The following is a 26,004-nucleotide window of genomic DNA, read 5'->3' as shown; positions in this document are numbered from 1 at the left end:
GCGTATGGCGGCCCGGGGCCTCCACCCCGCCCCGGGCCTCCATACGCCCCGCGCCAGGCGACCGAGATCCAGCCGGGATCTCGCCCGCCCGTCCTCCCGGGCGCCCGGCCGCTGGTGGGTGTGCTGCCCGGGGATCGCGCGAGCCCCCAGCCCAGGCGCCCCCGCGCCCCTGGGCCACGCCCGCCTGCACCTCCCCACCCCGGCGAGGGCAGGGGAATTCACCCGCCCGGCCCCCCGTACGGTCGCTGGCGGGTGCCCTGCCCGGCGACCGGGCAAGCCCCCGGCCCAGGCGGGGTTGGGAGGGCAGGGGATTCCCCGCCCGGCCCCCCGCACGGTCGCTGGTGGGTGCGCTGTCCGGCGACCGGGTGAGCCCCCGGCCCAGGCGCGCCCGTGCCCAGCCGCGGCCGCACCCGGGGCAGTCGCGCCGCCGCAGCGGCCGGCCCGGCCGCGTGCCGCCGACCACCGCGACGGTCCGCCCGGCCCGCCAGCGCGCCCGCTCGGCCATCCGGCTGGGGCAGGTGGGGGTGCGGAAAGCTGGGGGAATCCGGCCACCCGGCCCGGCCGCTGCCGGCCCGGCGGTCCGGTCGCGCCCCTGACCCGGCGGTTTGGACAGTCCGGACGTCCGGCCCGCCAGCGTGCCCGGACGCTCGGCCATTCGGCTGGGCAAGTGAGGGGGCGCGGGGAGTTGGGGGATTCGGCCATCCGGTCGCGCCCCGGCTGGCCCCGCCAGCGCACCCGGACGCCCCGGACGCCCCGGACGCTCGGGCGTTCGGCTGGGCAGGTGAGGGGCGGGGTGCGGAGAGGAGGGGAGTCGGCCGCCTGGATGCGCCGTCCACCCACCCGCCGCCCCTCACACCGCCACCCGCCATCCGCCACCCGCTACGCGCCACAACCGCCAGCCGCTACGCCGGGCAACCCCGGGCATCGCGCCGCTAGGTTGCCAGGGTTCGGGGTGGGGGTGGGGGTTTGGGGGGCTTCTTGCCGATTGCTGGATGGGCCCCGGGGCGTTGACGGTCGGGCCGGGCCGCGACTGTACTGGGCATGAGCCGGTGTCCGGAGGATCGCCCCGATGCCGGCCGGTGGGGAAGCTCGGCCCGCGGTCCGCCCATCGCCGGACCCCCTCCGTATCCGCCGGCACGAGGCGGCCGCGGTGCCGGAGGCCCCACGCCGGGGCTGCCCCGGCATGGGACTGAGTGCGGAGGAGACACGATGGCACCCACGCCCGCGGGTTCGCGTCCGGCGTCAGCGGTGCCAGGGGTGGTGGCGGAGGTGGCCGACTGCCTCGGAGGCGCCGTGCATCTGGCGTACGCGCAGGTCTCCGGCCTGGACGTGGTCGTCGCCGGTTTCTCCCGTTACGAGGAGCGCACCAGGTCGCGGGCCGTCGCGCGCGCGGGCGCCCTGGACGAGCTGCGCCGGATGCCGTACGGGAGCGAGGCCGGCAGGGGCAGGGAGTTGCGGCTGGCGGACTTCATGGCCGGGGCGCCGGAGCCGGTGGGGGCGGCGGTGGCCGGGACGGGCCTGGTGAGCGGGAACCGCTACCGGGTGCCGGCGGAGGTCGTGTGGCTGGGGGAGCGCGAGACGCGGGTGGAGCCGGTCATGAGCGGCGTGGTGGACCTCGGCGTCTCCGAGGCGATCGCCGAGGTCGTGGCGCACGACGTCGTGGCGCGCTGGTGGGCCGCTCCGGGCGAGCAGCAGTTGCTGCGCGTCTCGGCGCAGCTGGACCGGCTGCTGCCGGGCGGGGTGATGGCGGCGGCGCGGGGGCTGGGGTTGCGGGTGTCGGCGTTCGCGCTGGCGGCGCCGGACGTGCGGGCCGCGCTGGTGATGGTCGGCGGTGAGGGCGCCACGCTGGGCGTCGCGGCGGGCCGTACGGTGCGGAGCGCGGTGGGGGAGGCGTTCCTGCGGGCGATGGCGGCCAAGGCGCAGCCGTGGGCGGGGCTCTCGCCGGCGGATTCGCTGCGCCGGTTCGCGGTCTGGAACCATGAGGCGGACTACGCCGCGCATCTGGAGAGCCTGGCGGTCGACGCCGAGCCGTGGCTGGTGGACGAGCCGGGGGATCTGCGGCCGTCGAGCTGGCCGGAGATCGCCGCCCGCAGGTTCGGGCAGGAGCCCGTGGCCGTCGGGTCACGCAGGGCGGAGGCGGTCGTGAAGGTGGTGTGCCCGGGGGCCGCGTGTTACGGCGCCGCCCCCGCGAGGCTGCCCTGCCCCGTGCCGTAGGGGCCGGTTCCGCACGGCGCAAGAGAATCGGCGCCGGCCGAATGCCGATAATCGCATGTATAGGGAGGCGGCCATGGACCTCACAGTCATCGGTATCACTCCCGAACTGGAGGAGATCTACCGCTACTTCCTTCGGCATCGGGGCGAGGGCGTCGGATCGTTGCCGGAGAGCCTGTCCATGGATCCCGACACGGTCGAGGCGGCCGTGGAGCGGCTGGGTCAGCTGCACATGCTGGACCTGACCGACCGGCACCGGGTCGTGGCCACGGAGCCGCGTGTCGCGATCGAGCGGCTGGTGGAGAAGCGGCTGGACGAGCTGAACGCGGAGATCCGCCGGGTGTTCGCCGCCCGTGACGCCATCGCCGGCTTCCTGGAGGACATGCAGGAGGGCGAGCGCACCGGTGCGGCGCTGGACATCGAGCGGGTGGAGAACGGCGCGCGGGTCCGGCAGCGGCTGGACGATCTCGCGTTCTTCTCCTACAAGGAGACGCTCTGCCTGCACCCGGGCGGCCCGTTCACCAAGGTGATGATCGACTCGGCGCTGCCGCTGGACACGCGGAGCCTGCGCCGGGGCCTGTCGATCAAGGAGATCTTCCACCCGTCGGCGCTGGAGGACCCGCACATGGTGTCGTACCTGCGCGAGCTGATCAGTCTCGGCGGCGAGGTGCGCATCACCGAGCAGCCGATGGACCGCATGCTCATGTACGACCGCAGTGTCGCGGTGGTCCCGATCGACCCGAAGCAGAACTCCAAGGGCGCGCTGCTCGTACGGGAGCCGGGCCTGGTGTCGCAGCTCGTCATCTATTTCGAGGGCCTGTGGAACTCGGCGGTGGACCTGCGCACCTACATCGACCCGCCGGAGGAGGAGCCGATGCTGACGGAGATGGAGCAGCGGGTCCTGGAGGTGATGGCCACGGCGGACAAGGACGAGATCGCGGCCCGGGAGCTCGACGTGTCGGTGCGCACCTACCGGCGCTACGTCGCGGACCTGATGGCCCGGCTGGGCGCGGTGAACCGTTTCCAGGCGGCGCTGCGCGCCAAGGAGGAGAACTGGATCTGAATCCGCCTTTTCTTTTCGCGTGCCTCACGGGCACAGCGTGAACCCCGCGGCCGGTGGCCGCGGGGTTCTTTTGTGAATTCTCGTGGTTCATCTCTCCTTTCCGGATGTTCAAAGTGTGCGGAACAATCGGGGGGCCTTTCCGGGTCAGGCGCTCGGCCAGGTGTTGGGGTCGGGGGTGGGGGTGGTCGGGGGCACCGGCCAGGTGTTGCCGGGGTCGTCGGCGGCGACCGGGGCGGGCCAGGTGTTGCCGGGGCCGTCCGTGGGGGTGGGCGTGGGGGCCGGGACGGGCCAGGTGTTGCCCGGGTCGTCGTCGGCGACGGCCACGGTCCCGTTCAGGGTGCTCAGCGACTCAAGGGCGGCGGAGCCGGCGGTCAAGGTGGCCCCCGCGGCGACGATCACGATGGCCCACTTCGCAATGTTGTCGGTAACCGTCTTGAAAATCGTCGTCTCAGCCATCACTCTGCCTCTTTCTTATTTAGTGTTTTGTGTTTTTCGTGTTTCCCTTTCGCACTTCCAACTTTGCGCTGCGGCAAGCCCCGGAACCAGGCTTCCGGCGGGCAGCAAGCTGCACGCGGGTTTCCGCTTCCTGCCACGCGCCGGGGCTCCCCGCACTGCAGGAGGTGACAGGAAACGGCCACTGACCATTGACTGGAGGCACTGACGAGGGAGGGAAATCATGAGCATCTCGGAACTCGACATCGCCGCGATGCCGTCCGTGGAGGCCCTTGACGAGGCGGTTCAGGCGCCGCCCCCGTCCATGAACCGGTTGCGCGAGGAGCATGGGCGCCTGCGTGAGGAGGTCGCGGAGGGCCGCCCGCAGGCGGTGGCCCGGCAGCGTTCGCTGGGCAAGCGGACCGCCCGTGAGCGGCTGGAGCTGCTGCTCGACGAGGGGTCCTTTCTCGAACTGGACATGTTGCGCCGGCATCGCGCGCAGGGTCTCGGCATGGAACGGCAGCGCCCGCACACGGACGGGGTGATCGCCGGCTCCGGCACGATCGACGGCCGCCGGGTCTTCGTCTACGCGCAGGACTTCACCGTGTTCGGCGGCTCGCTGGGCGAGGCGCACGCGTTGAAGATCCAGAAGGTGATGGACCTGGCGCTGTCCACCGGCTCCCCGTTCATCGGCCTGAACGACAGCGGCGGCGCCAGGATCCAGGAAGGCGTGATGTCGCTCAACGGCTATGGCGGCATCTTCCAGCGGAACGTCGCGGCGTCGGGCGTCATCCCGCAGATCAACGTCATCCTCGGCCCGTGCGCGGGCGGCGCGGCCTACTCGGCGGCGCTGGCGGACTTCACGTTCATGGTCCGGGACACGGCGCAGCTCTACCTGACGGGCCCGGACGTGGTGGAGGCGGTCACGGGCGAGCGCGTCTCGCACGCGCAGCTCGGCGGCGCGCCGGTGCACGCGACCCGCTCGGGCCTGGCCGCGTTCGTGCACGACGACGAGGAGAGCTGCCTGGCCGAGGTGCGCCACCTGGTGTCGATGCTGCCGAGCAACAACATGAGCCGCCCGCCGTCGCTGCCCTCGCGCGGCGCGTCCGACGACGTGCGGCCCCGCCTGGCGGAGATCGTGCCCGTCGAGCCGAACAAGCCGTACGACATGCGGCGGGTGCTGGCGGAGCTGGTGGACGACGGCGACTTCCTGGAGGTGCACCGCGCCTGGGCGCCGAACGTGATCTGCGCGTTCGCCAGGATCGACGGCGAGGTGGTGGGCGTCGTCGGCAACCAGCCGATGGTGCTCGCGGGCGTGCTGGACGTGAACGCCTCGCAGAAGGCGGCGCGCTTCGTCCGGCTGTGCGACGCCTTCGGCATCCCGCTGGTGACGCTCGTGGACGTGCCCGGCTTCCTGCCGGGCACCGACCAGGAGCACGCCGGCGCCATCCGGCACGGCGCCAAGCTCCTGTACGCCTACTGCGAGGCGACGGTGCCGCGCGTCCAGGTCATCATCAGGAAGGCGTACGGCGGCGCGTACATCGTGATGGACTCCCGCTCCATCGGCACGGACCTGTCACTGGCGTGGCCCACCAACGAGATCGCGGTGATGGGCGCGGAGGGCGCGGTGAACGTCATCTACCGCAAGGAGCTGGCCGGCGCGAGCGATCCGGGCATGCTGCGCGCGGACCTGGTGGCCCGCTACAGGAGTGAGCTCGTGCATCCCACGTACGCGGCCGAGCGCGGGCTGGTCGACGACGTGATCGACCCCGTGGACACGCGGGCGGCCGTGGCGCGCGGGCTGGCCATGCTGCGCGACAAGCGCAAGCATCCGACGCCGCGCAAGCACGGGAACGTGCCCCTGTAGAGGGCCCTGGAGAGGCGAGGGGAGCCCCGCAGGCCGCCGCCTGCGGGGCTTTCGCGTGTCCGGGGCCCCGTTGACAGCATGCGGCTGCCCACCTGCAGCTTCCTGACTCCGCGAGCCCTGGCCCGGTTGTCGCGCCTGTCCCACAGTGGGAAGTGCGAGAACGAAGGACCATCGCCAGGAGGAGGACGGAGACCCAGGAATCATGCTGATCCAGCTGACGATGCGCAAGGTCGACGGGCTTCCCGTCCCCGGCTCGCCGGTCGACGGGATCCGGATCATGGCGCTGCTGCCGAGCCGCTGGCACAAGGACCTCACGCAGGCCACCGGGGACATCGTCATCCGCGTGCGTCCCGACGAGCCCACGACGAGCGCCCAGGTGCGGGACGTGGTCGCCGAGGTCCTCACCAATCCCGAGATCGACCACTGGGAGCTGGTGACCTGCCGGACGCTGCTCACGAGGAACCCCGAAGAGGACGCCGAAGGAGGATACCGATGATCGCTTCCCTGCTGGCCCCCGGAGAATGCCGTGTCTGGTGGGCCACTCCCGGACACCGGAGCGTGGAGACGCTGTCCGCGGTGCTCAGCGAACCCGAGCTGGAGCGGGCCGCCAGGTTCCGCCGCGACCCCGACCGCCGCCGTTTCCTGACCGGGGCCTGGCTGCTGCGCAACGCGGCGGCCACCCAGCTCGGGGTGCGCCCGGAGGACGTGGTGGTCGACCGGAGCTGCGCGGACTGCGCCAGGCACCACGGCAAGCCGTACATCAGGATGTCGGGCCGCCGGCTGCACGTGTCGGTCTCCCACTCGGGCGACCGGGTGGCGGTGGCGCTGACGGGCGTGGGAGCGCTGGGCGTGGACGTCGAGGCGGTGCCTTCGGAGCCCGTGGACGACCTGGCCCGGTGCGCCCTGACCCCGCACGAGTTGAAGGCCCTGGACGCGCTGCCGCCGGATGAGCGTTATGAGGCGTTCGCCAGGGTGTGGACGCGCAAGGAGGCGGCGCTCAAGGCCACCGGGCACGGCCTGCGCGTCTCCCCGGGCAAGCTTGAGGTCACCGGCCCCGAGGAGCCGCCCGAGCTGCTGAGCTGGCCGCTGGAGATCCCGCCGCGTGACATCAGGTTCGTCGACCTGGACCCGGGTGACGGGTACGTGGCGGTGGTGGCGCTGATCGCCGGCGATCAGCGCGTGCACGTCGTGCAGTCCCTGGTGGCCGGTCAGCCGGTGGCCGCCCCGCCGCCCGCCCGTGAGCGCGTGCTGGTCGCCGCCTGAGCGGTGGACACCGTGGCCGGGCTTCTGTCAGATGAGGAAGAAGGAGGTGACCTCCGGTGAAGCGAGGGTTCGTCCTGATCCCGGGCCCCTGGATGGGGGCCTGGGCGTGGGAGCCGGTCGCCAGGCGGCTGCGGGCGCGCGGGCACGAGGCCCGCGCGGTCACCCTGCGCGGCCTGGCCGGCGGCGAGGACGACGTGTCCGACGTCGGCCTGGAGACGCACGTACGCGACGTGCTGGCGCTGCTGGAGTCGGACGACCTGCGCGACGTGGTGCTCGTCGGCCACAGCTACTCCGGCCTGGTGGCCGGGCAGGTGGCCGACCGGGCGCGGGAGCGGGTCGCGCACACCGTGTTCGTGGAGGCGTTCCTGCCGCATGACGGCAGGTCGATGCTGCACGCGTTCCCGGAGCGCCAGCGGACCCAGGAGTTGCGGCTCATCGCCGACAACGAGGGCCGCTGGCCCGCCCCGGACGCGACGATCGTGGGGGAGGGGCAGGGGCTGACCACGACGCAGGCGCGCTGGCTGGCCGGGCGCCTCGTCGGGCACCCCGGCCGGACGATCGCCGAGCCGGCCACGCTGACCCGGCCGCTGGAGCGGCAGCGGGCCAGCTACGTCGTCTGCAGCCTGGACCATTTCGCCGGGCGGCTCTCGGCGGACGTGACGGCCATGCGGTCGGTGCCGTCCTGGGACTTCCACACGCTGGAGACCGGCCACTGGCCGATGGTCTCCGCGCCGGGCCCGCTGGCGGCGCTGCTGGCCCGCATCGCCGCCCGCGACTCGTGACCGCCCTAGGAGACGCGGGCGGGCTCGCGCCGGAACGCCCGGCGGAGCGGCCCCCCGTACAGCCAGAGCAGGATGCCCAGCCCGCTCACGATCATGAGCGCGGTGAACACCCACTCGTTCGAGCCGCCGGGGCCGTAGACGCGGCCGGGCAGGCCGATGTCCACCGCCCGCACCGGGGACCCGGCCCGGTTGGAGTAGCGGTCGCTGCCGTACAGCTCGACGCCGGCCCGGTCCGAGGAGCCGTCGCCGGAGCGGAACTCGCCCGTCCACACGCACGACTCGTGCCCCGGATGCACGATGCAGATCAGCTCGCGCGGGGTGAACGTGCCAGCGACGCCGTCGGCCCTGGCCGCGCGGACGGCCGTGCCGGCGTTCGGCACGGCCAGGTAGAGGAGGAACACCGCCACCAGGGTCAGGACGACGGTGAACATGCGGGAGCGTTCGCGCCGGGCCATCGTCACGCGGGGGCCACGGCGCAGCCGCACCGCATGGCGGAACGCTCGGCCGGCCGGGGGCGGCGGTGCAGGAGCATCGCGACGACCATCGGCGCGAACACCAGCGCGTTGTAGAACAGGTGCAGCTCCACGCGCGGCACGAGCAGCTGGATGAGGCTCGTCGGCACCGGCCGGCCGGCCAGGTTGCTGCCGGAGATCGCCTGCAGGAGCAGGATCAGGTGCTCCAGGTGGTGCCAGACCTGGATGCCGAGCGAGACGTTCCACCACACGCGGGAGCGGCCGGTGAAGCCCCGCCGCAGCATGATCAGCCCGACGAGCATGAGCAGCGCGTACCCGTAGTGCATCCACTCGGAGGTGACGAGCCACGGGAAGGGCACGCCGAGCACGCCGCGCGCCTCGGGCAGCGGCCAGCCCAGCACGTAGATCTGGATGGCCTGGACGACGTGCTCGGCCCAGTGGGCCAGGACGATGAGCAGGTAGACGGCCAGCGCGGCACGGTGATGCCGGGTGTTCAGGCTGGTGAGCAGCCCTGGCGCTGGGGCGTTCGTGACCATGAGCGGGACCTCGCTTCTCGGAGTGGTGGGTCGCGTCGCGGTACCGAGCTTCGTTCGGCGCTCTGAAGGGTGCATCTCCGGTCGTGCGGACTTCGCGATGTACCGCAATCCAGGAGATGCGGGCGCCGCCGTACACCGTGAGTATGAGGCGGTGAAAGCACGCTGACCACCCACTGGTCGCCGGGGCCGCCACGCTTGCGGGAGGGTGGCGGCTCCTTCTTCCGTCCGCCCGTCCTCCCGCGCCGTCGGAAGGAAAGCACGACATGACGCCAGCAGGAACGTGGGGCAGGAGGCTGGTGCGCGTCGTCGCGTCCGCAGCCCTGGCCGTGGTGCTGATCGCCACGACCGCCACCGCGTCGTCAGGCGAGGACGAGCAGGCCGGGAGCCTGCCCGGCTTCACCCACGGCCGGGTCGCCGTCGAGGGCGGCTCCGTCCACTACGTCAAGGGCGGGTCGGGGCCGGCGCTGCTGCTCCTGCACGGCTGGCCGCAGACGTGGCAGATGTGGCGCGACGTCATGCCCGAGCTGGCCCGCGAGCACACCGTCATCGCCATGGACCTGCCCGGCCTGGGCACCTCGTCCATCCCCGGCGGCGGCTACGACAAGGTCACCACCGCGCACCGGATCCGCGAGGCCGTGCGCGCGCTCGGCTTCACCAAGGTCGGCATCATCGGCCACGACCTGGGCGTTCTGGTCGCCTACCCGTACGCGCGGGACTTCCCGGCCGAGGTGAGCCGGCTCGTGATGATCGAGAGCCCGCTGCCCGGCTTCGGGCTGGAGGACCTGTACGGGGTGAGCTTCCACTTCAAGTTCAACTCCGCCCCGGCCCCGATCCCCGAGCGGATCATGGACGACGAGGACGTGCCCACCTACCTCGGCATGATCTTCGACTTCAGCCACCGCAAGGACGCTGTCAGTCGCGAAACCTACTATCGCGCGTATGCCTCCGACGCCAGGCGCACGGCGGGGTACGAGTACTACCGCGCCTTCGCCGCCGACGCCGCCGACAACCGGGCCAACGCCGGCCGGAGGCTCGCCATACCGGTCGCGGCCGTGGGCGGCCAGCACTCCTTCGGCCCCGGCGTCGCCGCCTCGTTCGCCCAGGTGGCCGACGACGTGCGCACCGTGGTCGCGCCCGACTCCGGGCACTTCGTCCCCGAGGAGAACCCGGAGTTCCTGGCCGGGTGTGCGCTCCTGTTCTTCGGCCCGGCGGGCACGACCCCCGGTCCCGGGCTCGGCGACTGTGCCCCCTGACATCCCAGGGCCGCCTGACACCCCAGGCCCGTCGCGGTCCCCGTCCCCGGATCCGGGGGCGGGGCCGCCGCATGACCACACCCCGACAGGAGGGAAGGCTGACATGAGCCAGCAATACGCGCATCAGCGCCTGTCCCCGCCAGGCGTCTCGGCAGAGAACGAGCGGGAGGCGGTGCGGCGGCTGCGCCGCGACGTCGAGGGGGCCGTCCTGGTCCCGTTCGAGGCCGCCTACGAACGCGAGCGGCAGGCGCCCTACTCCGACATCGACCCCAGGCCCGTCGCCGTCGTGATGGCGAGCGGCCCGGCCGACGTCCGCACCGCGCTCACCACCGCGCGCGAGCACGACCTGCCCTTCGCCGTCCAGGGCACCGGGCACGGCACCCACGCCGCCTCCGACGGCGGCATCCTCGTCAAGACCACGCAGCTGGCCGGCGTCCTGGTCGACCCGGTGCGCCAGGTGGCCCGCGTCGGCGCCGGCGCCGTGTGGGAGCAGGTGATCGCCGCCGCCGCGCCGCTCGGCCTGGCGCCGCTGGCCGGCTCACACCAGACGGTCGGCGTGGCCGGCTACACGCTGGGCGGCGGCCTCGGCTGGCTGTCGCGCCGGTACGGGTTCGCCGCCGACAGCGTGCTGCGCGCCGAGGTGGTCACCGCGGACGGCCGGCTGCTCACGGCGAGCGCCGACAGCCACCCCGACCTGTTCTGGGCGATGCGCGGCGGCGGCGGCAACTTCGGCGTGGTCACCTCGCTGGAGTTCCGGCTCCACCCGGTCGCGCGGGTGTTCGCCGGGGCGGCGTTCTTCCCCGGCGACCGGGCCGCCGACCTGCTCGCCCGCTACCGCGACTGGATCGACGGCGCGCCCGACGCGCTCAGCACCGCGATCCTGCTCACCCGGCTGCCGCACGACCGGCGGGTGCCCGCCGCGCTGCGGGGCAGGCCGGGCGCGGTCGTCCAGGTCATGTACGACGGGCCGGGCGAGGAGGCCGGGCGGCTGCTCGCGCCGCTGTTCGAGGCGGCGGGGCCGCCGCTGCTGGAGACGTTCCGCACCGGCGCGTTCGGTGAGATGGACATGGGCGGCACCGGCCCCGCGCACGTCAACCTGCTCGACTCGCTGCCCGACGAGGTGATCGAGGTCCTGGTGTCGGCGGCGACCCGGCCGGGCTCGCCGGTCTCCGGCGTGGAGATCCGCCACTGGGGCGGCGCGCTGGGCCGCCCCGGCCCGCACGCCGGCCCGATCGGGCACCGCTCGACGCGGCTCAGCGCCATCCTCGACGCCAGGCTGCCGGAGGTGGAGGCGGTGATGCGCCCCCACACGGGCGGGCGCGCGTTCCTCAACTTCCTGCACGACCCGGGCAACGCCGTGGCGGCCTACGACCCGGCCGACCACCGCAGGCTGCGCGAGGTGAAGCGGGCCTACGACCCGGACAACGTCTTCCGGCTGAACTACAACATCCCGCCCGCCTGAGCCCCGGGCGGCTCTCGCGTGCGTCGCGGCCCGGCTCACAGCTCGACGCGGACGTCGTACAGGGTGACCCAGGTGTTGAACTCGATCAGCCGCTCGATGACGGCGCGGGCGCTCCACGGGCCGCCCATGCTGTAGGCGCCGGGCGGCGCGTCCAGCAGGGTGCGGATCTCCGCCTCCGAGGCCAGCAGCAGCGCCGGGCCGCCGTCGGCCAGGATGCCGGCCAGCTTCTCGCGCAGCGCCTCCTCGTAGCCGGTGTCCTGGGTGGACGGGTACGGGTTCTTCTTCCTGTCGAGCACCGAGTCGGGCAGCACGCCGCGCATGGCGGCCCGCAGCAGGCTCTTCTCCCGGCCGTCGAAGTTCTTCATCGCCCACGGCGTGTTGTACACGTACTCGACCAGCGTGTGGTCGGTGAACGGGACCCGCACCTCCAGGCTGGCGGCCATGCTGATGCGGTCCTTGCGGTCGAGCAGGAAGTTCTCCCACCGGGTGAGGTTGAGGTAGGTCAGCTCGCGCATGCGCGCCTCCAGCCCGCTCTCGCCGGGCAGCCTCGGCACCTCCTCCAGCGCCTCGGCGTAGCGCCGCTTGACGTACTCCTCCAGGCCGAGCCGGTCCCACAGGCCGATGTCGCGCAGCGCGCCGATGCCGCCGGCCTTCCTGAACGGCGAGTGCCAGGGGAAGGTGTCGGACTGGACCGCGTCCTCGTCGTGGAACCAGGTGTAGCCGCCGAACAGCTCGTCGGCCGCCTCGCCCGACAGCGCGACCGTCATCTCCCGCTTCAGCGCGCGGCACAGCACGAGCAGCGAGTACTCCATGTCGCCGGTCGACACCGGCAGGTCCTGGGCGCGCAGCACCGACCGCCTGACCTCCGGGTCGAGGATCTCGGCGTTGTCCAGCTCGACGATGATGTGCTCGGCGCCGACGTGCTCGGCCACCTCGACCGCGAACGGCGTGTCCGGGTCCTCCCACTGCACGTTCGCCTGGAAGCGCGACTCGTGGCCCTTGAAGTCCACCGAGAACGCCTTGAGCGGCTCGCCGGCGCCCTTACGGGCGATCGCGGCGGCGGCCAGCGCGGTGATCGCGCTGGAGTCGAGGCCGCCCGACAGCAGCGTGCCCACGGGCACGTCGGCGACGAGCTGGCGGTCCACGATCTCCGACAGCAGCCGCCGCACGGTGGCGATCGTGGTGTCCAGGTCGTCGGTGTGCGGGCGGGCCCGCAGCCGCCAGTAGCGGTGCTCGCTGCGGCCCGCGCGCGACAGGCGCAGCACGGTGGCCGGGCGCACCTCGTGCATGCCGCGGAAGACGCCGTGGCCGGGCGTCTTGACGATCGTGAAGATCTCCCGCAGCCCGTCGGCGTCGATGACCGCCTCGGCCTCGTCGTGCGCCAGGATCGTCTTCGGCTCCGAGCCGAACAGCACCCCGTCGGGCGTCGGGTAGTAGTAGAGCGGCTTGACGCCCATCCGGTCGCGCACCAGCAGCAGCTCCTCGGTGCGCGGGTCCCAGATGGCCAGCGCGAAGATGCCGTCGAGCCGGTCGGCGAAGTCCTCGCCCCACTCCAGGTAGGCGCGCAGCACCACCTCGGAGTCGCTGGCGGTGCGGAACTCGTGGCCCAGCCCGCGCAGCTCCTCGCGCAGCTCGCGGTAGTTGTAGACCTCCCCGTTGTAGGTCATGACCGGCAGGCCGTCGTCACCGGCCGCCATCGGCTGCCTGCCGCCCTCCAGGTCGATGATCGCCAGCCTCCGGTGGCCGAGCGCCGCGCGGGCGCAGGTCCACACGCCGCCCGCGTCGGGGCCCCGGTACTCCAGCGTCGCCGTCATCGCCGTGATCGTGTCCCGTTCGCCGGTCAGATCGCGGTCGTAGCTCACCCATCCTGCGATGCCGCACATGGTCAGTTCGTCCTTTCGATGGTCTCGGTGAAGTCGCGGGCGCCGTGCAGCCACGCGACCTTGTCGTGCAGCTCGTCCTCGGAGAGGGCGGACAGCATCCGGTTCCTGGCGAGCGCGTCGGCGCCGGCCGGGTGGTAGAGGCGGGTGCCCATCTCGCGCGAGACGAGCTGGGTCCTGGCCGTGCGGTCCCGGCGGGCCGCGTTGTACTTCTCGAACCGCTGCGGGAAGTCGGCGGGGCCGCAGTCGGCCAGCTCGCCCAGCGTCACCGCGTCCTCCAGCGCCATGCACGCGCCCTGGGCGGCGTACTGGAGCATCGGGTGGGCGGCGTCGCCGAGCAGCACCACCCGGCCGTCGGCCCAGTCGGGCACCGGGTCGCGGTCGCACAGCACCCACTCGCGCCACTGCGCGCCGAGCTCCAGCAGCCGCCTGGCGGTCTCGCCCAGCTCGGGGAAGGCGCCCAGCACCCGCTCGCGCACGGCCGGCCGGCCCGTCACCACGGCGGCGGCGCCGTCGTCGCGGGTGGCGGCCAGGTTGAGGAACTCGCCGCCGCCGATCGGGTAGTGCACGAAGTGCCAGCGCGGCCCCGCCCACAGCGTGACGGTGTTCCAGCGCAGGTCGGCGGGCACCCGGTCCATCGGGATGACCGAGCGGAAGATCGTGTGCCCCGACACGCGCGGCCCGCCGTCGCCGACCAGCCGCGCCCGGATCATCGAGTGCAGCCCGTCGGCCCCGACGAGCGCGTCGCCCGGCACCCGCCGCCCGTCGCCGAGCAGTGCCCGCACGCCGCCCGCGTCCTGCTCGTAGCCGGTGACGTGGCTGCCGCCGCGCAGCTCGACCAGCGGGTGCTCGCGGCAGGCGGCCAGCAGCGGCCCGTACAGGTCCACCCGCTGCACGACCGCGTACGGGTTGCCGAAGCGGGCCCGGTAGCGGCCGGTGAGCGGCATGCTGGCCACCCGCTCACCGGTGGTGCCGTCCATGAAGCGCAGCTCGTCGATGTAGACGGCCAGCTCGCGCACCGCCTGCCCGACCCCGAGCCGGTCCAGCGCGGTGAAGCCGTTGGGGCCGATCTGGATGCCGGCGCCGAGCTCGCTGAACTCGTCGCGGCGCTCCAGGACCACCGCCCGGTGGCCCTGGCCGGCCAGGCCGAGCGCGGCGGCGAGCCCGCCGATGCCGCCCCCGGCGACGAGCACGGTCGCCGTCCTCGTCCGCCCGCTCATCGCCGCACCGGCGTCCGGTCGAGCACCGACAGCAGGGCGTCGCGCAGGATGCCGACCCCGTCGGCGGTCAGCACCGACTCGGCGTGGAACTGCATGGAGGCGAACCGGGGCCCGCGCAAAGCGTGCACCTCGCCCGTCTCCGGGTCGCGGCTGACCGCGACGGTCCCCGTCAGCCCGGCGGGCTCGATCTCGTCGGCCGGGGCGTGCGCGGCGAAGGTGTTGTAGAAGCCGACCCTGGCCCGGCGGCCGAACAGGTCGATCACCCGCTGCACGCCCTGGTTGGGCACCTTCCTGCGGCGCAGCGGCAGGCCGAGCGCGCCGCTGAGCACCTGGTGGCTCAGGCACACGGCCAGGAACGGGGCGCCGGAGCCGAGCAGCCGCCCGACCGCGTCACGCAGGTGCGCGATCTTGGGGTGGGCCAGGTCGGCCGGGTCGCCCGGCCCGGGCCCGAGCACCACCAGGTCGTGGCCGTCCAGCGCGTACGGCTCGTCGAAGCGGCGCACGCTCACCTGGAGGCCCAGCGAGCGGAGCTGGTGGCCGATCATCGAGGTGAACGTGTCCTCGGCGTCCACCACCAGCACCCGCAGGCCGATCAGGTCGGGCGTCCAGAACGTCCGCTCGCCCTGCTCCTGCCGCCAGAACCCGGAGATGCCGTCGTTGCGCCCCTCCAGCGCGCCGCGCACGTCGGGGTGCTCGGCCAGCGGCTCCGGCGGCTCGGCGCACAGCGCGTCGAGCAGCCCGGCCGCCTTCGCCGCGGTCTCGGCCACCTCCGACTCCGGGTCGGAGTGCCTGACGAGGGTCGAGCCGACGCCGATGCGGACCCGCCCGGCGGCGTCGATGTCGGCGGTGCGGATGAGGATCGAGGAGTCGAGCGTCCGCCGGCCCGCCCCGTCGCTGCCGATCAGCGCGGCCACGCCGCTGTAGTAGCCGCGTCCCTCCTTCTCGTAGCGGCCGATCACCCGGCAGGCGCTCTCCAGCGGGCTGCCGGTGACGGTCGGCGCGAACAGGGTCTCGCGCAGAATCTCCCGCACGTCGCGGGTGGTCTCGCCCTCGATGTAGTACTCGGTGTGCGCGAGCCTGGCCATCTCCCGCAGGTACGGCCCCGACAGCCGGCCGCCCGACTCGCAGATCCGGGCCATCATCTTGAGCTCCTCGTCGACCACCATGTAGAGCTCGTCGGCCTCCTTCTTGTCGCCGAGGAAGTCCATGAGCGCGCCGACGGTCGGCCCGGACGGGGGATAGCGGTAGGTGCCGCTGATCGGGTTCATCACCGCGACGCCGCCGTCGACGCTGATGTGCCGCTCGGGCGAGGCGCCGACGAACGTCCGCTCGCCGGTGTGGATGACGAACGTCCAGTACGTGCCCGTCTCCCGGGTGGCCAGCCGGCGGAACAGCGTGAGGGCGGCGGCCGGGGTGTAGTCGGTGATGTCGGCCAGGAACGAGCGCTTGATGACGAAGTTGGCGCCCTCGCCCCGGCCGATCTCGTCGTCGATGACGGCCCGCACCACGGCCGCGTAGTCCTCGTCGGAGGTGTCGACCGTGCGCTCGCGGGTGCGGATCGGCCGGTCGGGGATGCGCGCCAGCGCGGCGGGCAGCGGCAGGCTGCCGTGGCCGGTGACGGTCATCGCCACGAGCGGCGCGCCGTCGTCGCGCGCCTCGAAGCCGCGCTCCGCGATCTGCCGGTACGGGATGAGCGTCAGCAGCTCGGGGCCCTCGGCGCCGGGCTCGTCGGGCAGCGGGAGCTCGGCCAGCGTGGCGACCGTGGACACCTCGCCGACCAGCACGTCCAGCATGCCCTCGCGGCCGGCGCCCGGCCGGTGCAGCAGCGCGAACGGAGGCGGCACGGGGGACAGGACGTCGTCCAGGAGCCGTTCGGCGCTCATGGCCGCCCTCCTCGCGCGAGATCGGTCAGGAGCTCCTTGGTCGTGGCGACCATGCCGCACCGCCCGGCCACGTACCGCAGCGTCATGAGGTGGTCCTCGGCGGTGAAGTCGGCGACGGCGTCGGCCACCAGGAACGGCTGGACGTCGTGGGAGTAGGCGTCCACGGCCGTCATCAGCACGCCGATGTGCGCGTACACCCCCGAGATGATCAACTGGTCGCGCCCGCTGTCACGCAGCATCCACAGCAGCGGCGACTGGTGGAAGGCGCTGTAGCGCCGTTTGACGATGATCCAGTCGTCCGGCCCGGGCGCCACCGGGTCCACGACGCCGCGATGCTCCGCGCCGGTGGTCATGCCGGGTCCCCAGAAGTCCCTGAGCAGTCCCCGCTGCCGGTCGGACATCCCGCCGGGCTGCGTGGTGTAGGCGACGGGGATGCCGGCGGCGGCGCACCGCTCGCGCAGCGCGGCCGCGTTCCTGACGAGATCCGTCACCGGGGCCTCGCCCGCGGGAAAGGCATCCAAGAAGAAATGCTGCATGTCGTGCAACAGGAGAACGGCCCGCTCCGGGGAAACGGTCCACCGCGCCGTGTTGGCCGGTAGTTCGCCGGAGTCCGGCATCGGATAAGGCGTAATAGCAGGAATCCCGATCATTGTTGCCTCAATCTGGTTGTGCGATGAAGAAATTCAGGCGCCCAGTGCGGCGCCCCCGTCCACCGTCAGGTGCTGAAGCGTGATGTGGCTTGCCTTTTCGGAGAGCAGGAATGCGACCGTGTGCGCGATGTCGGCCGGGCTGGCGACCTTTCCGAGGGGGATGCCGGTGCGGTAGGCGCGCGGCTTGCCCTCGATCGACGAGCGCAACGCCCGGTCGTGGTCGCTCCACAGCGCCGAGAGCATCGGGGTGTCGACCGAGCCCGGCGTCACCACGTTGCAGCGGATCCCGTACCCGGCCACCTCCAGGCCCAGGGACTTCGTGAACGCCGTGGCCGCGGCCTTGGAGGCGGCGTAGGCGGCCATGTCGGCGCGGGCGACCAGCGCCGCGTTGGAGGCGACGGTGACGACCGCGCCCGCCCGCCGCGGCACCATCCGGGACACGACCGCCCTGGAGACGTGGAAGACGCCGTCGACGTTGACCGCGAACGTGGCCGCCCAGTCGGCGTCCGACATCGTCACCGCCCGGCCGGTGCGCAGCACCCCCGCGGCGTTGACCAGCTTGGTGACCGGCCCGAGCAGCCGCTCGGCCGCCTCGACCACCGCCTCCACCTGGGCGCTGGAGGCGACGTCCACGGGGAACGCCGCCACCCGCAGCCCGTCGGCCTCCAGCTTCCCGGCCAGCTCCCTCAGCCCGGCCTCGTCCCGGTCCAGGGCGGCCACCGCGATGCCCTCCTCTCCCAGCGTCCGCGCGATCGCCGCCCCGATGCCGCCGGCGGCTCCGGTGACCAGCGCCACCATCAGGAGCTCCCGGCGGAGAATCGCGTCAAATGAATGTGCATGATGAACTCAGCCGCCTTTCCCCGCACAATTGCCGAGGTGCGGGTCTGTCAATTTCCGGGTCTTTCTCTTACGTAAGAGACTGCGATCGGGGATGACCCGGAACAAGGCGGGAGCGTGGCAGCAAGTTGTCTTCCCGGCGCTGTTTCCTGCCAGCCCGGAGCAACGCAGCACGTCAAGAGATGCCCCAGGGGGCGGCCCGAGCTGACGATGTCGTGGTGAGGAAGTCCGGTGTCAAGAGAGCGGCGACCTCGTGGCTGCAGGACCAGGCATGGTTCCTGCAGAAACTGGTCCCGGATTCACCCGCCTACACGATGCTCCGCGCCTACCGAACGACCGGCGAACTCGACGTGCCCGCGCTCCGCGCCGCCTGGCGGGGGGTCGTGCTGCGGCACGAGATCCTGCGCACCACGCTCGTGGACGACGGCGGGCTGCCCGTGCAGGAGATCGCCGGCGACTGCCACCCGCACGCCTTCACCGAGCTCGACGCCCCCGGCGCCACGGCCGAGCAGCTCTGCGCCGACCTCGCGCGCACCCCGCTCGACCTGGAGGACGGCCCGCTCGCGCAGCTCACCGTGGCCCGGCCGGCCGACGGCGGCCACCTGCTCGTGCTGCGGCTGCACGAGGCCGTCGCCGACGAGTGGTCGCTTCCCACGCTGCTCGACGAGCTCTCCGACGGCTACGCCGACCAGCGGGTGCCGCCGCCGCCCGAGGGGCTCCAGTACGCCTCCTACGCCCGCTGGCAGCGCGACCAGGGGCACACGCCCGAGTTCCACGGGCTGCTGCGCTGGTGGACCGGGCACCTGACGCCGCCGCCCGCCTCCCCGGCGCCGCCCGCCGACCGGCCCCGTCCCGACGGGCCGTCCTTCGGCGGCGGGGCGGTTTCCTTCAGCTGGGCGCCCGCGCTCGGGCAGGCCGTCGCCGAGCTGTCCCGTGAGGAACGGGTCAGCGCCCCCGCGGTGCTGCTGGCCGCGTTCCTGTGCCTGCTGCGCCGCCACAGCGGCGAGGACCGGGTGGCCGTCGGCGCCCCCGTCAACCTGCGGCCCGCGGTGCGCACCGGCGCGCTCGTCGGCCCGTTCCGCAACCACGTGGTGCTGTGCGCCGACCTGTCCGGCGGGATCACGTTCCGGCAGGCGGTGCGCCGGGTGGCCAAGGCCGTGGCGCACGCCTACCAGCGCCGGATCGTCCCCTACGACCGGCTGGTGCAGGCGCTGCGGCTGGAGCGGGACCCGCGCCGGATGCCGCTGTGCGACGTGCTGTTCGACTACCGCGACGAGGCCGAGCCGCTGCCCGTCCTGGGTGACGCCGAGGTGCGCCCGGTGCGGCCGCGCGCGGGCTCGGCCAGGACCGACCTGTGCCTCACGGTCGAGCACGTCGGCTCCGGCCTCACCGGGGAGCTGACCTACCGCGACAGCCTGTACGAGGACGAGTCAGCCGGGCAGCTTCTCGACCAGCTCCGCACGTTCCTGGCCATCGCCCTGCGCGCCCCGGACCTGCCCGCCGACCAGATCCCGCTGGAGGACTACGCCCGCACCCGCGCCCGGGTGCGCGAGGCTGACCGGACGGGGGTGCTCGACCCGCTGCTGCCGTCCGTGCCCGAGCTCGTGCGCGCCCGCGCCACCCGCACCCCGGACGCGGTCGCGGTGGACTGGCCGGACGCCGCGCTGACCTTCCGCGAGCTGGACGCGCGCGCCTCGGCCGTCATCACCGCCCTGCGCGCGCTGCCCGCCGACGCACCCCCCGGCGAACCCGCCGGGTCCACCGCCGGGCTTGCCACAGAATCCGCAGCCGGGCCTCTCGGGGACGCCTCCGTGGTCGTCCGGATGGCGCCGGGCCCCGCCCAGGTCGCCGCCGTGCTCGGCACGCTCGGCGCCGGCGCCAGGCTCACCTGCCTGGCCACCGGCGACGCGGGCGAGCGGGGCAAGGCCGTGCTCGCCGAGCTGCGGCCCGCCTGCGTGCTCACCGAGGGCCGGTCCGACGACCTGATCCGCTGGTACGAGGACGAGCTCGGCGGAACCGTCGTCGACGTCACCGCACTCGGCGTCCCCGCCCGCCCGGCCGCCCTGGTCACCCCCATGACCACCGCGCCCGCCTACGTCGCCTACACCTCCGGCTCGACCGGCAGGCCCAAGGGCATCATCCAGTCGCACGGCAGCCTCGCCCAGTTCGCCACCTGGCTGGCCACCGAGTTCCGGATGCGGCCGGGCGCCCGCGTCGCCCAGTGGGCCGCGCCCGGCTACGACGCCGCGCTCGTCGAGACGTTCGCCGCGCTGACCGGCGGCGCGACGCTCTGCCCGGTCCCCGAGCGGATCAGGGCGAACCCGGAGAAGCTGGCCGCCTGGCTCGCCGACGAGCGCATCACGCTGCTGCAGACCGTGCCGAGCTTCGCGCGCAAGCTCCTCGACGCGATCACCGCCGACGGCGCCGGCCGCTCGCTCTCGCTCGGCTGCCTGCTGCTCGCCGGTGAGCCGCTGCCCGGCGAGCTGGCCGCCGACCTGCGCGCGGCCCTGCCCGCCGTCCGGCTGGCGAACCTGTACGGCGCCACCGAGACGATCCTGGCGACCTGGTACGAGGTGACCGGCCCGGTGCCCGGCATGACGCCGATCGGCACGTCCATCCCCGGCCGCCAGGTCGTCGTGCTGGACGACTGGGACCGGCCCTGCCCGCCCGGCGTCACCGGGCATCTGGTGGTCAGGAGCCCGTACGTCGCGCTCGGCTACGCGGGCGCGGGCGCGGACACGCGGCCCTTCGAGCCCGTCTACCACCTCCAGGCGTGCGGGTCCGGCTTCGGCCGCTTCTACCGCACCGGCGACCTCGGCCGCCTGCGGTGGGACGGCCTGCTGGAGTTCCGCGGGCGCGGCGACTCCCAGATCAAGTTCCACGGCACCCGCGTCGAGCTGGCCGAGGTCGAGGACGCGCTGAACCGGAACGAGGCGGTCGCCGAGTGCGCGGTCGTCCCGGTGAGCGGCCCCGACGGCTGGGTCACCCGCCTGGTCGCCTACGTCGTGCCGAACCGCACGGCGGCGGGCGAGGCGGAGGTGCGGGCCGCCGACCTGCGGGCCACGCTGCGCGCCCGGTTCGGCAAGAGCACGCTGCCCCTGTCGGTCAGGACGGTCGGCGCGCTGCCCCGCAACGTCGGCGGCAAGATCGACCGGCGGATGCTGCCGGCGCTGCCCGCGGGCGGCGCGAACCGGAGCGCGCGGACGCCGGCCGAGCTCGAACTGGCCGCCATCTGGTCAGACGTCCTGGGCGCCGAGCCGGACGGCGACGGGGACCCCTTCTTCGCGGTGGGCGGGCACTCGCTCATGGTGCCCCGCCTGCTCGATCGCGTGCGTGACAGGTTCGGCGTGGAGATCCCCCTGTGGGAGTTCTTCGCCAACCCCACCCTGAACGGCCTGGCCGCTCAGGTCAGCGCGCACGCGCTTTCCGCTGATGCTGTCAACCAATCTATGGCGGGTGAGTGATGTGACACTGGTGGAGACCTCGACGTCAGTCGACTTCGATGGGGAGAACCTGGATGTCCCGACAGTACGGCTGATCGCCGAGAACCAGGTCACCTGCGGCGTCGCCCCGTCCGCCCTGGCCAAGGTCGCGGCCAACCGGCGGCTGTTCGAGGACGTCATCGCACGTGGCATCCCCGTGTACGGCGTGACGACCGGCTACGGCGAGATGATCTACATGCTCGTCGACACCTCCAACGAGATCCAGCTCCAGACCAACCTCGTCCGCAGCCACTGCGCCGGCGTCGGCCCGATCTTCGCCGAGGACGAGGCACGGGCGGTCCTCACGGCCCGGCTCAACGCCCTGTCCAAGGGCTACTCGGCGGTCCGGCCCGAACTGCTCGAACGCATGGCGCTCTACCTCAACCTCGGCATCACGCCCGCCATCCCCGAGATCGGGTCGCTGGGCGCCAGCGGCGACCTCGCGCCGCTGGCGCACGTCGCCTCGACGCTCATCGGCGAGGGGTACGTGCTGCGCGACGGCCGCCGCACCGAGACCGGGCCGGTGCTGCGCGAGCTCGGCATCGAGCCGCTGCAACTGCGGTTCAAGGAGGGCCTGGCGCTCATCAACGGCACCTCGGCGATGACCGGGCTCGGCTGCCTGCTCGTCACCCGGGCGCTCGACCAGGTCCGGCAGGCCGAGATCGTCACCGCGCTGATCTGCGAGGTGCTGCAGGGCTCGACCAGCCCGTTCGTGGCCGACGGGCACGACATCGCCCGCCCCCACCAGGGGCAGATCGACGTCGCCGCCAACATGCGCGCCCTGCTCAGCGGTAGCGGCCTGGCGGTGGAGCACAGCGAGCTGCGCCAGGCGCTCAGCGTCGACCCGCTGCGCCTGTCGATCCTGCGCGACCGGGAGCCGCCGCGCCGCCGCAAGGACGGCGACGCGCCCGAGCACGGCGTCCACCGGACCGAGGTCTACCTGCAGAAGGCGTACACGCTGCGGGCCATCCCGCAGGTCGTCGGCGCCGTCCGCGACACGGTCTACCACGCCGCCGCCACGCTGCGCACCGAGCTCAACTCCTCCAACGACAACCCCCTCGTCTTCGAGGGCAAGGAGGTCTTCCACGGCGCCAACTTCCACGGCCAGCCGGTCGCCTTCGTCATGGACTACCTGACGATCGCGCTCACCCAGCTCGGCGTCTTCTCCGAGCGGCGCACCAACCGGCTGCTCAACCGCCACCTCAGCAACGGCCTGCCCGAGTTCCTGGTCGCCGGCGACCCCGGCCTCAACAGCGGGTTCGCGGGAGCCCAGTACCCCGCCACCGCCCTGGTCGCGGAGAACCGGACGATCGGCCCGGCCAGCACCCAGAGCGTGCCGTCCAACGGCGACAACCAGGACGTCGTCAGCATGGGCTTGATCGCCGCCCGCAACGCCCGCCGGGTGCTGCAGAACAACAGCAGGATCCTCGCGGTGGAGTTCCTGGCCGCGGCCCAGGCCGTGGACCTGTCGGGCCGCGCGGACCGGCTCAGCCCGGCCGGGCGGGCCACGTACGAGCGGGTCCGCTCGCTCGTGCCGGTCCTGGAGGCGGACCGGTACATGGCCGACGACATCGAGCTGGTGGCCTCGGCGATCTCACGGGGCGAGTTCCTGGACGCGGTCGTCCAGGCCGACGTCGCCCTCCGCTAGACCCGCTGGACCCCGTACGAGAAAGCGCCCCCGGGAGGTGATCCCGGGGGCGCTTTCTCGCGGGCTCGGCGCTCAGTGGCGCAGGCCGTTCTTCGCCTGGCGCAGGTGCTCGAAGGAGGACAGGTCGGGCGCCGTCCAGCCGTCCAGGTCGTACTCGCTCAGGCACTGGTCGACGAACGCCTTGTAGCCGTCCACCTGGCCGCTGGCGGTCTGCGCGGCCAGCAGCTCCACGCGGGTGTTCTCGTGGTTGCCGGCGTAGTTGCGCTCGTACAGCTCGTGCCGGCCGCCGAACTCGGTGCCCACGGCGTCCCAGAGCAGCTTCATCACCTTGATCCGCTCGACCGAGTCGATGCCGCCGGAGCCGCGCAGGTACTTGTCCAGGTACGGCCGCACCTCGGGGTTCTTGAAGTCCTCGGCGCTGGAGTTGATGTAGATCAGGCCGCTGGCGATGTCCTGGTGGATGATCTCCTTGACCCGGGGGTAGCCGGTCTGCATGAACCAGCGGTAGGCCAGGCCGTACTCCGGGTTGGGCAGGACCGCGCCGTTGCGCCACTCGACGGGGTTGCGCGCGGCCGCGTCCGACAGGCCCCAGAACAGGTTGCGCCAGGCCAGCACCTCGCCGATGCGGCTCTGCACGCCCCGGAAGTCCTTGGTGCCGGTGATCTCCACGGCCTTGGCCAGCAGGCCCGCGATGAACTCCAGCTTGACCGCCAGGCGGGTGCAGCCGTGGAAGGTGAAGCGCTCGGGGAAGCCGGAGCGGCCGGTGAACAGCTGCACCTTGCCGAGGTGGCCGTAGATGAAGACGTTCTCCCAGGGGATGAGCACCTTGTCCAGGACGAGGATCGTGTCGTTCTCGTCCAGCCGCGACGACAGGGGGTAGTCGAACGGGCTGCCCATCACGGTCGCCGCGGCGGTGTAGGACGGCCGGCAGATCAGCTTCAGCCCCGGCGCGTTCATCGGGATGGTCGCCACCAGCGCGAACTTCTTGTCCTTGATCGGCAGGCCGTAGTGGGCGATGAAGTTGTAGTGCGTCAGCGCCGACCCCGTCGCCACCACCTTCGCCCCGCTCACCACGAGCCCGGCGTCGGTCTCCTTCTCCACGTGCACGAACACGTCGGCGACCTCGTCCGGCGGCCGGCTGCGGTCCACCGGCGGGTGCACGATCGCGTGGTTCCAGAACAGGACCTTCTCCTGCGACTCCCGGTACCAGCGCCGCGCGTTGTCGGCGAACGGCTCGTAGAACTCGGCGTTGGCGCCCAGCGTGCCGAGGAAGGCCGCCTTGTAGTCGGGGCTGCGGCCCATCCAGCCGTAGCTCATCCGCGCCCACGCGGCGATGGCGCGCTGGTTGGCCACCAGGTCGTCGGCGCTGCGCGGGGTGGTGAAGAAGCTGTGGGTGAAGCCGTCGCCGCCCGTGTCGGTCGGCACGACGAGGTCGCCGCGCCGCTCCGGGTCGTGCAGCGCGTCGTAGAGCCTGGCGGTCATCCGGATCGGGTTGTGGAACGCCGGGTGCGCGGTCACGTCCGAGACGCGGTCGCCGTACAGGTAGATCGCCCGGTCGTCGCGCAGGCTCTCGACGTACTCGGCGCCGGTCATCGGGCGGGTCTTCGGCCGGCTGCCCGGCCCGGTGTCCGGGATGTGTGGCGCGTCCTGCAAGTCAGTCATGGCAATTCCCCTATTCGAGCCCGAACCGGGCCTTGGCCAGATCGCGTTTGGCGATTTTGGCGAGGTAGGTGGACAGGCCGGCGTGCGTGACGAACATCGACATGTCCCGCCACACCCGCTCGATGCGCTCGCCGGCGCGCACGGCGCTCGAACCCGCCGTGGGGAACAGGTGCGACTCGACCGCCCGCCAGCACAGCGCCACGGCCTCCTGGCAGATCGCCGCCAGCCGCAGCTCGTGCTCGTGGGTGACGGCCGCCGCGCCGCGGGCGCTCGTCTCGCGCCACTGCCGCACCGCGTCCGTGGTCGCGGCCTCGGCCGTGGCGATCAGGCCCGCGGCCTTGCCGTACGTGAGCTGGAAGTCCGGGTCCTCGGTACGGGTCACGATGGGCGGGAACGGCGTCGTGCGGGTCCGCATGAGGTCCTCGTAGGCGTCCAGCGCGCCCTTGGCCATGCCGACCGCCAGCAGCGCGTCCTCCATGACCATGAAGCTGAGCTGCCCGCCGCCGTACTCGGGGCCGTGCAGCTCGCGGCCGGGGGTGCCGCCGGTGACGTCGATCTGGCTCATGTGGTGCTTGAGCACGTAGCGGTCGGGGACGCGGCCGCCGGTGATGCGGATGCTGTGCGAGCCGCTGCCCTTCAGGCCCAGCGCGTGACCCCAGTCGTCGAGCCGGGTCCACTCGCTGCGCGGGGCGATGAACATGATCGGCTCGCCCGACTCGATCAGGGCGTGCCCCATGAAGTGGGTGGCGTACGGTGACCCCGAGCAGTAGCCCCAGGTGCCGTTGATCAGCCAGTCGCCGTCCGGCGTGCGCTCGGCCGTGCCGCCGGGCATGACGGTCGCGGGGCAGATGAACTCCCCGGAGGCGAAGATCTCCTCCTGGGTGCGCTCGTCGAAGATCGTCGCGGCCGGGAGCGCGTGCGCGGCGCCCAGGCAGAACATCCAGCCTGTCGAGGGGCAGCCCCGGGTCAGGTTGATCGCCACGCGGACGAAGGTGTCGATCCCGAACTCGTAGCCGCCGAACCGGCGGGGGACCAGGATGCGGTAGAAGCCCGCTCTGGAGAACTCCTCGTGGACGTCCTCGGCGTAGAACGTGCGCCGCTCGGTCTCGGCCTGGCGCTCGGCCAGCGCGGGAATCATGGCCTCCGCCCTGGCGACCACGTCCTCGGGGGTGAGTCCGGGCTCCGGCGGTTCGGCGAGGCGGTGCTCGAAAACAGTGGTGTCGACACCCATCGCTATGCGCGTCCTCACGGTTTCGTGGTCGAATCGGACATGCCGCCAGCGTCACATCCACGATTAGGCCGCGCATCTCCCGGCGTGCTGTTCTGCGCGGGCACGGCGAAGCCCCCGGTTCAGGAAGCATTTTCCCGAACCAGGGGCTTTCGATTTCCGCGTCATTCCG

General features: G+C 72.9%; 20 protein-coding genes. 10 read left to right on the top strand and 10 right to left on the bottom strand.

Annotated features, from left to right (window positions below):
* Positions 1-1,209 precede the first annotated feature (1,209 nt).
* Positions 1,210-2,214, top strand: a complete 1,005-nt coding sequence (locus tag KME80_RS25845; protein ID WP_219508751.1) for a hypothetical protein — start codon at positions 1,210-1,212, stop codon at positions 2,212-2,214.
* Positions 2,215-2,287: 73 nt separating this feature from the next.
* Complete coding sequence (locus tag KME80_RS25840) at positions 2,288-3,274, top strand: LuxR C-terminal-related transcriptional regulator (protein ID WP_219508749.1); 987 nt, start codon at positions 2,288-2,290, stop codon at positions 3,272-3,274.
* Between the two features lie 144 nt (positions 3,275-3,418).
* Here the strand turns inward: KME80_RS25840 and KME80_RS25835 are convergent, their stop codons facing one another.
* A complete protein-coding gene (locus KME80_RS25835; RefSeq protein WP_219508748.1) occupies positions 3,419-3,730 on the bottom strand; it encodes a hypothetical protein in 312 nt (103 codons plus the stop codon).
* A 301-nt stretch (positions 3,731-4,031) separates the two neighbouring features.
* On the opposite strand from KME80_RS25835, the gene KME80_RS25830 reads away from it, so the two are divergent.
* From KME80_RS25830 to KME80_RS25815, 4 genes are all read left to right on the top strand, one after another.
* Entirely contained in the window at positions 4,032-5,573 is a 1,542-nt protein-coding gene (locus tag KME80_RS25830; RefSeq protein ID WP_246645795.1) for an acyl-CoA carboxylase subunit beta, read from the top strand.
* A gap of 202 nt (positions 5,574-5,775) precedes the next feature.
* Positions 5,776-6,069 (top strand): hypothetical protein, encoded by a 294-nt coding sequence (locus KME80_RS25825; RefSeq protein WP_219508747.1) that lies wholly within the window; start codon positions 5,776-5,778, stop codon positions 6,067-6,069.
* Positions 6,066-6,836: a 4'-phosphopantetheinyl transferase family protein gene (locus tag KME80_RS25820; protein ID WP_219508746.1), complete on the top strand. Its 771-nt coding sequence runs from the start codon at positions 6,066-6,068 to the stop codon at positions 6,834-6,836. The genes KME80_RS25825 and KME80_RS25820 overlap by 4 nt, the downstream gene beginning before the upstream one ends.
* 56 nt (positions 6,837-6,892) lie before the next feature.
* Positions 6,893-7,618 carry an alpha/beta hydrolase gene (locus tag KME80_RS25815; protein WP_219508745.1) on the top strand — a complete coding sequence of 242 codons (726 nt, stop codon included), beginning with the start codon at positions 6,893-6,895 and terminating at the stop codon, positions 7,616-7,618.
* Between the two features lie 5 nt (positions 7,619-7,623).
* On the opposite strand, the gene KME80_RS25810 is transcribed toward KME80_RS25815, so the two are convergent.
* Positions 7,624-8,079: a hypothetical protein gene (locus tag KME80_RS25810; protein ID WP_219508744.1), complete on the bottom strand. Its 456-nt coding sequence runs from the start codon at positions 8,077-8,079 to the stop codon at positions 7,624-7,626.
* Positions 8,076-8,627, bottom strand: a complete 552-nt coding sequence (locus KME80_RS25805) for a hypothetical protein (protein WP_219508743.1) — start codon at positions 8,625-8,627, stop codon at positions 8,076-8,078. Before KME80_RS25805 ends, KME80_RS25810 begins: the two co-directional genes overlap by 4 nt.
* 263 nt (positions 8,628-8,890) lie before the next feature.
* Here KME80_RS25805 and KME80_RS25800 point away from each other — a divergent pair, with 263 nt between their 5' ends.
* Entirely contained in the window at positions 8,891-9,880 is a 990-nt protein-coding gene (locus KME80_RS25800; RefSeq protein WP_219508742.1) for an alpha/beta fold hydrolase, read from the top strand.
* 103 nt (positions 9,881-9,983) lie between these two features.
* Positions 9,984-11,342: an FAD-binding oxidoreductase gene (locus KME80_RS25795; protein ID WP_219508741.1), complete on the top strand. Its 1,359-nt coding sequence runs from the start codon at positions 9,984-9,986 to the stop codon at positions 11,340-11,342.
* A gap of 35 nt (positions 11,343-11,377) precedes the next feature.
* On the opposite strand, the gene asnB is transcribed toward KME80_RS25795, so the two are convergent.
* The 5 genes from asnB to KME80_RS25770 all read right to left on the bottom strand — a co-directional run bounded on the left by asnB (position 11,378) and on the right by KME80_RS25770 (position 17,773).
* Positions 11,378-13,225, bottom strand: coding sequence for an asparagine synthase (glutamine-hydrolyzing) (asnB, locus tag KME80_RS25790; RefSeq protein ID WP_219508740.1), 1,848 nt, complete (start codon positions 13,223-13,225; stop codon positions 11,378-11,380).
* A 2-nt stretch (positions 13,226-13,227) separates the two neighbouring features.
* The gene (locus KME80_RS25785) at positions 13,228-14,442 is read right to left on the bottom strand and encodes a 3-hydroxybenzoate 6-monooxygenase (RefSeq protein ID WP_246645790.1); all 1,215 of its coding nucleotides are present in this window, start codon (positions 14,440-14,442) and stop codon (positions 13,228-13,230) included.
* Positions 14,439-16,325 (bottom strand): anthranilate synthase family protein, encoded by a 1,887-nt coding sequence (locus KME80_RS25780; RefSeq protein ID WP_219508739.1) that lies wholly within the window; start codon positions 16,323-16,325, stop codon positions 14,439-14,441. Before KME80_RS25780 ends, KME80_RS25785 begins: the two co-directional genes overlap by 4 nt.
* Positions 16,322-16,846, bottom strand: coding sequence for an isochorismatase family protein (locus KME80_RS25775; protein WP_357592960.1), 525 nt, complete (start codon positions 16,844-16,846; stop codon positions 16,322-16,324). The genes KME80_RS25780 and KME80_RS25775 overlap by 4 nt, the downstream gene beginning before the upstream one ends.
* A gap of 162 nt (positions 16,847-17,008) precedes the next feature.
* Positions 17,009-17,773 carry a 2,3-dihydro-2,3-dihydroxybenzoate dehydrogenase gene (locus tag KME80_RS25770; RefSeq protein WP_219508736.1) on the bottom strand — a complete coding sequence of 255 codons (765 nt, stop codon included), beginning with the start codon at positions 17,771-17,773 and terminating at the stop codon, positions 17,009-17,011.
* A gap of 257 nt (positions 17,774-18,030) precedes the next feature.
* On the opposite strand from KME80_RS25770, the gene KME80_RS25765 reads away from it, so the two are divergent.
* Entirely contained in the window at positions 18,031-21,276 is a 3,246-nt protein-coding gene (locus tag KME80_RS25765; RefSeq protein WP_219508735.1) for a non-ribosomal peptide synthetase, read from the top strand.
* Positions 21,269-22,942 (top strand): tyrosine 2,3-aminomutase, encoded by a 1,674-nt coding sequence (gene cmdF, locus KME80_RS25760; RefSeq protein WP_219508734.1) that lies wholly within the window; start codon positions 21,269-21,271, stop codon positions 22,940-22,942. Before KME80_RS25765 ends, cmdF begins: the two co-directional genes overlap by 8 nt.
* Positions 22,943-23,014: 72 nt before the next feature.
* Here cmdF and KME80_RS25755 read toward each other — a convergent pair whose 3' ends face one another.
* Together KME80_RS25755 and KME80_RS25750 are read right to left on the bottom strand one after the other, a co-directional pair.
* Positions 23,015-24,604, bottom strand: a complete 1,590-nt coding sequence (locus tag KME80_RS25755; RefSeq protein WP_219508732.1) for a 4-hydroxyphenylacetate 3-hydroxylase family protein — start codon at positions 24,602-24,604, stop codon at positions 23,015-23,017.
* Positions 24,605-24,614: 10 nt separating this feature from the next.
* On the bottom strand, positions 24,615-25,835 hold the full coding sequence (locus tag KME80_RS25750) for an acyl-CoA dehydrogenase family protein (protein WP_219508731.1): 1,221 nt from the start codon (positions 25,833-25,835) through the stop codon (positions 24,615-24,617).
* Between the last annotated feature and the right edge of the window lie 169 nt (positions 25,836-26,004).

It is taken from the genome of Nonomuraea ceibae (assembly GCF_019396325.1).
GTDB lineage: Bacteria > Actinomycetota > Actinomycetes > Streptosporangiales > Streptosporangiaceae > Nonomuraea > Nonomuraea ceibae.
The sequence above is the reverse complement of the archived record's forward strand: the minus strand, read 5'-3'. Positions and strand labels throughout refer to the sequence as shown.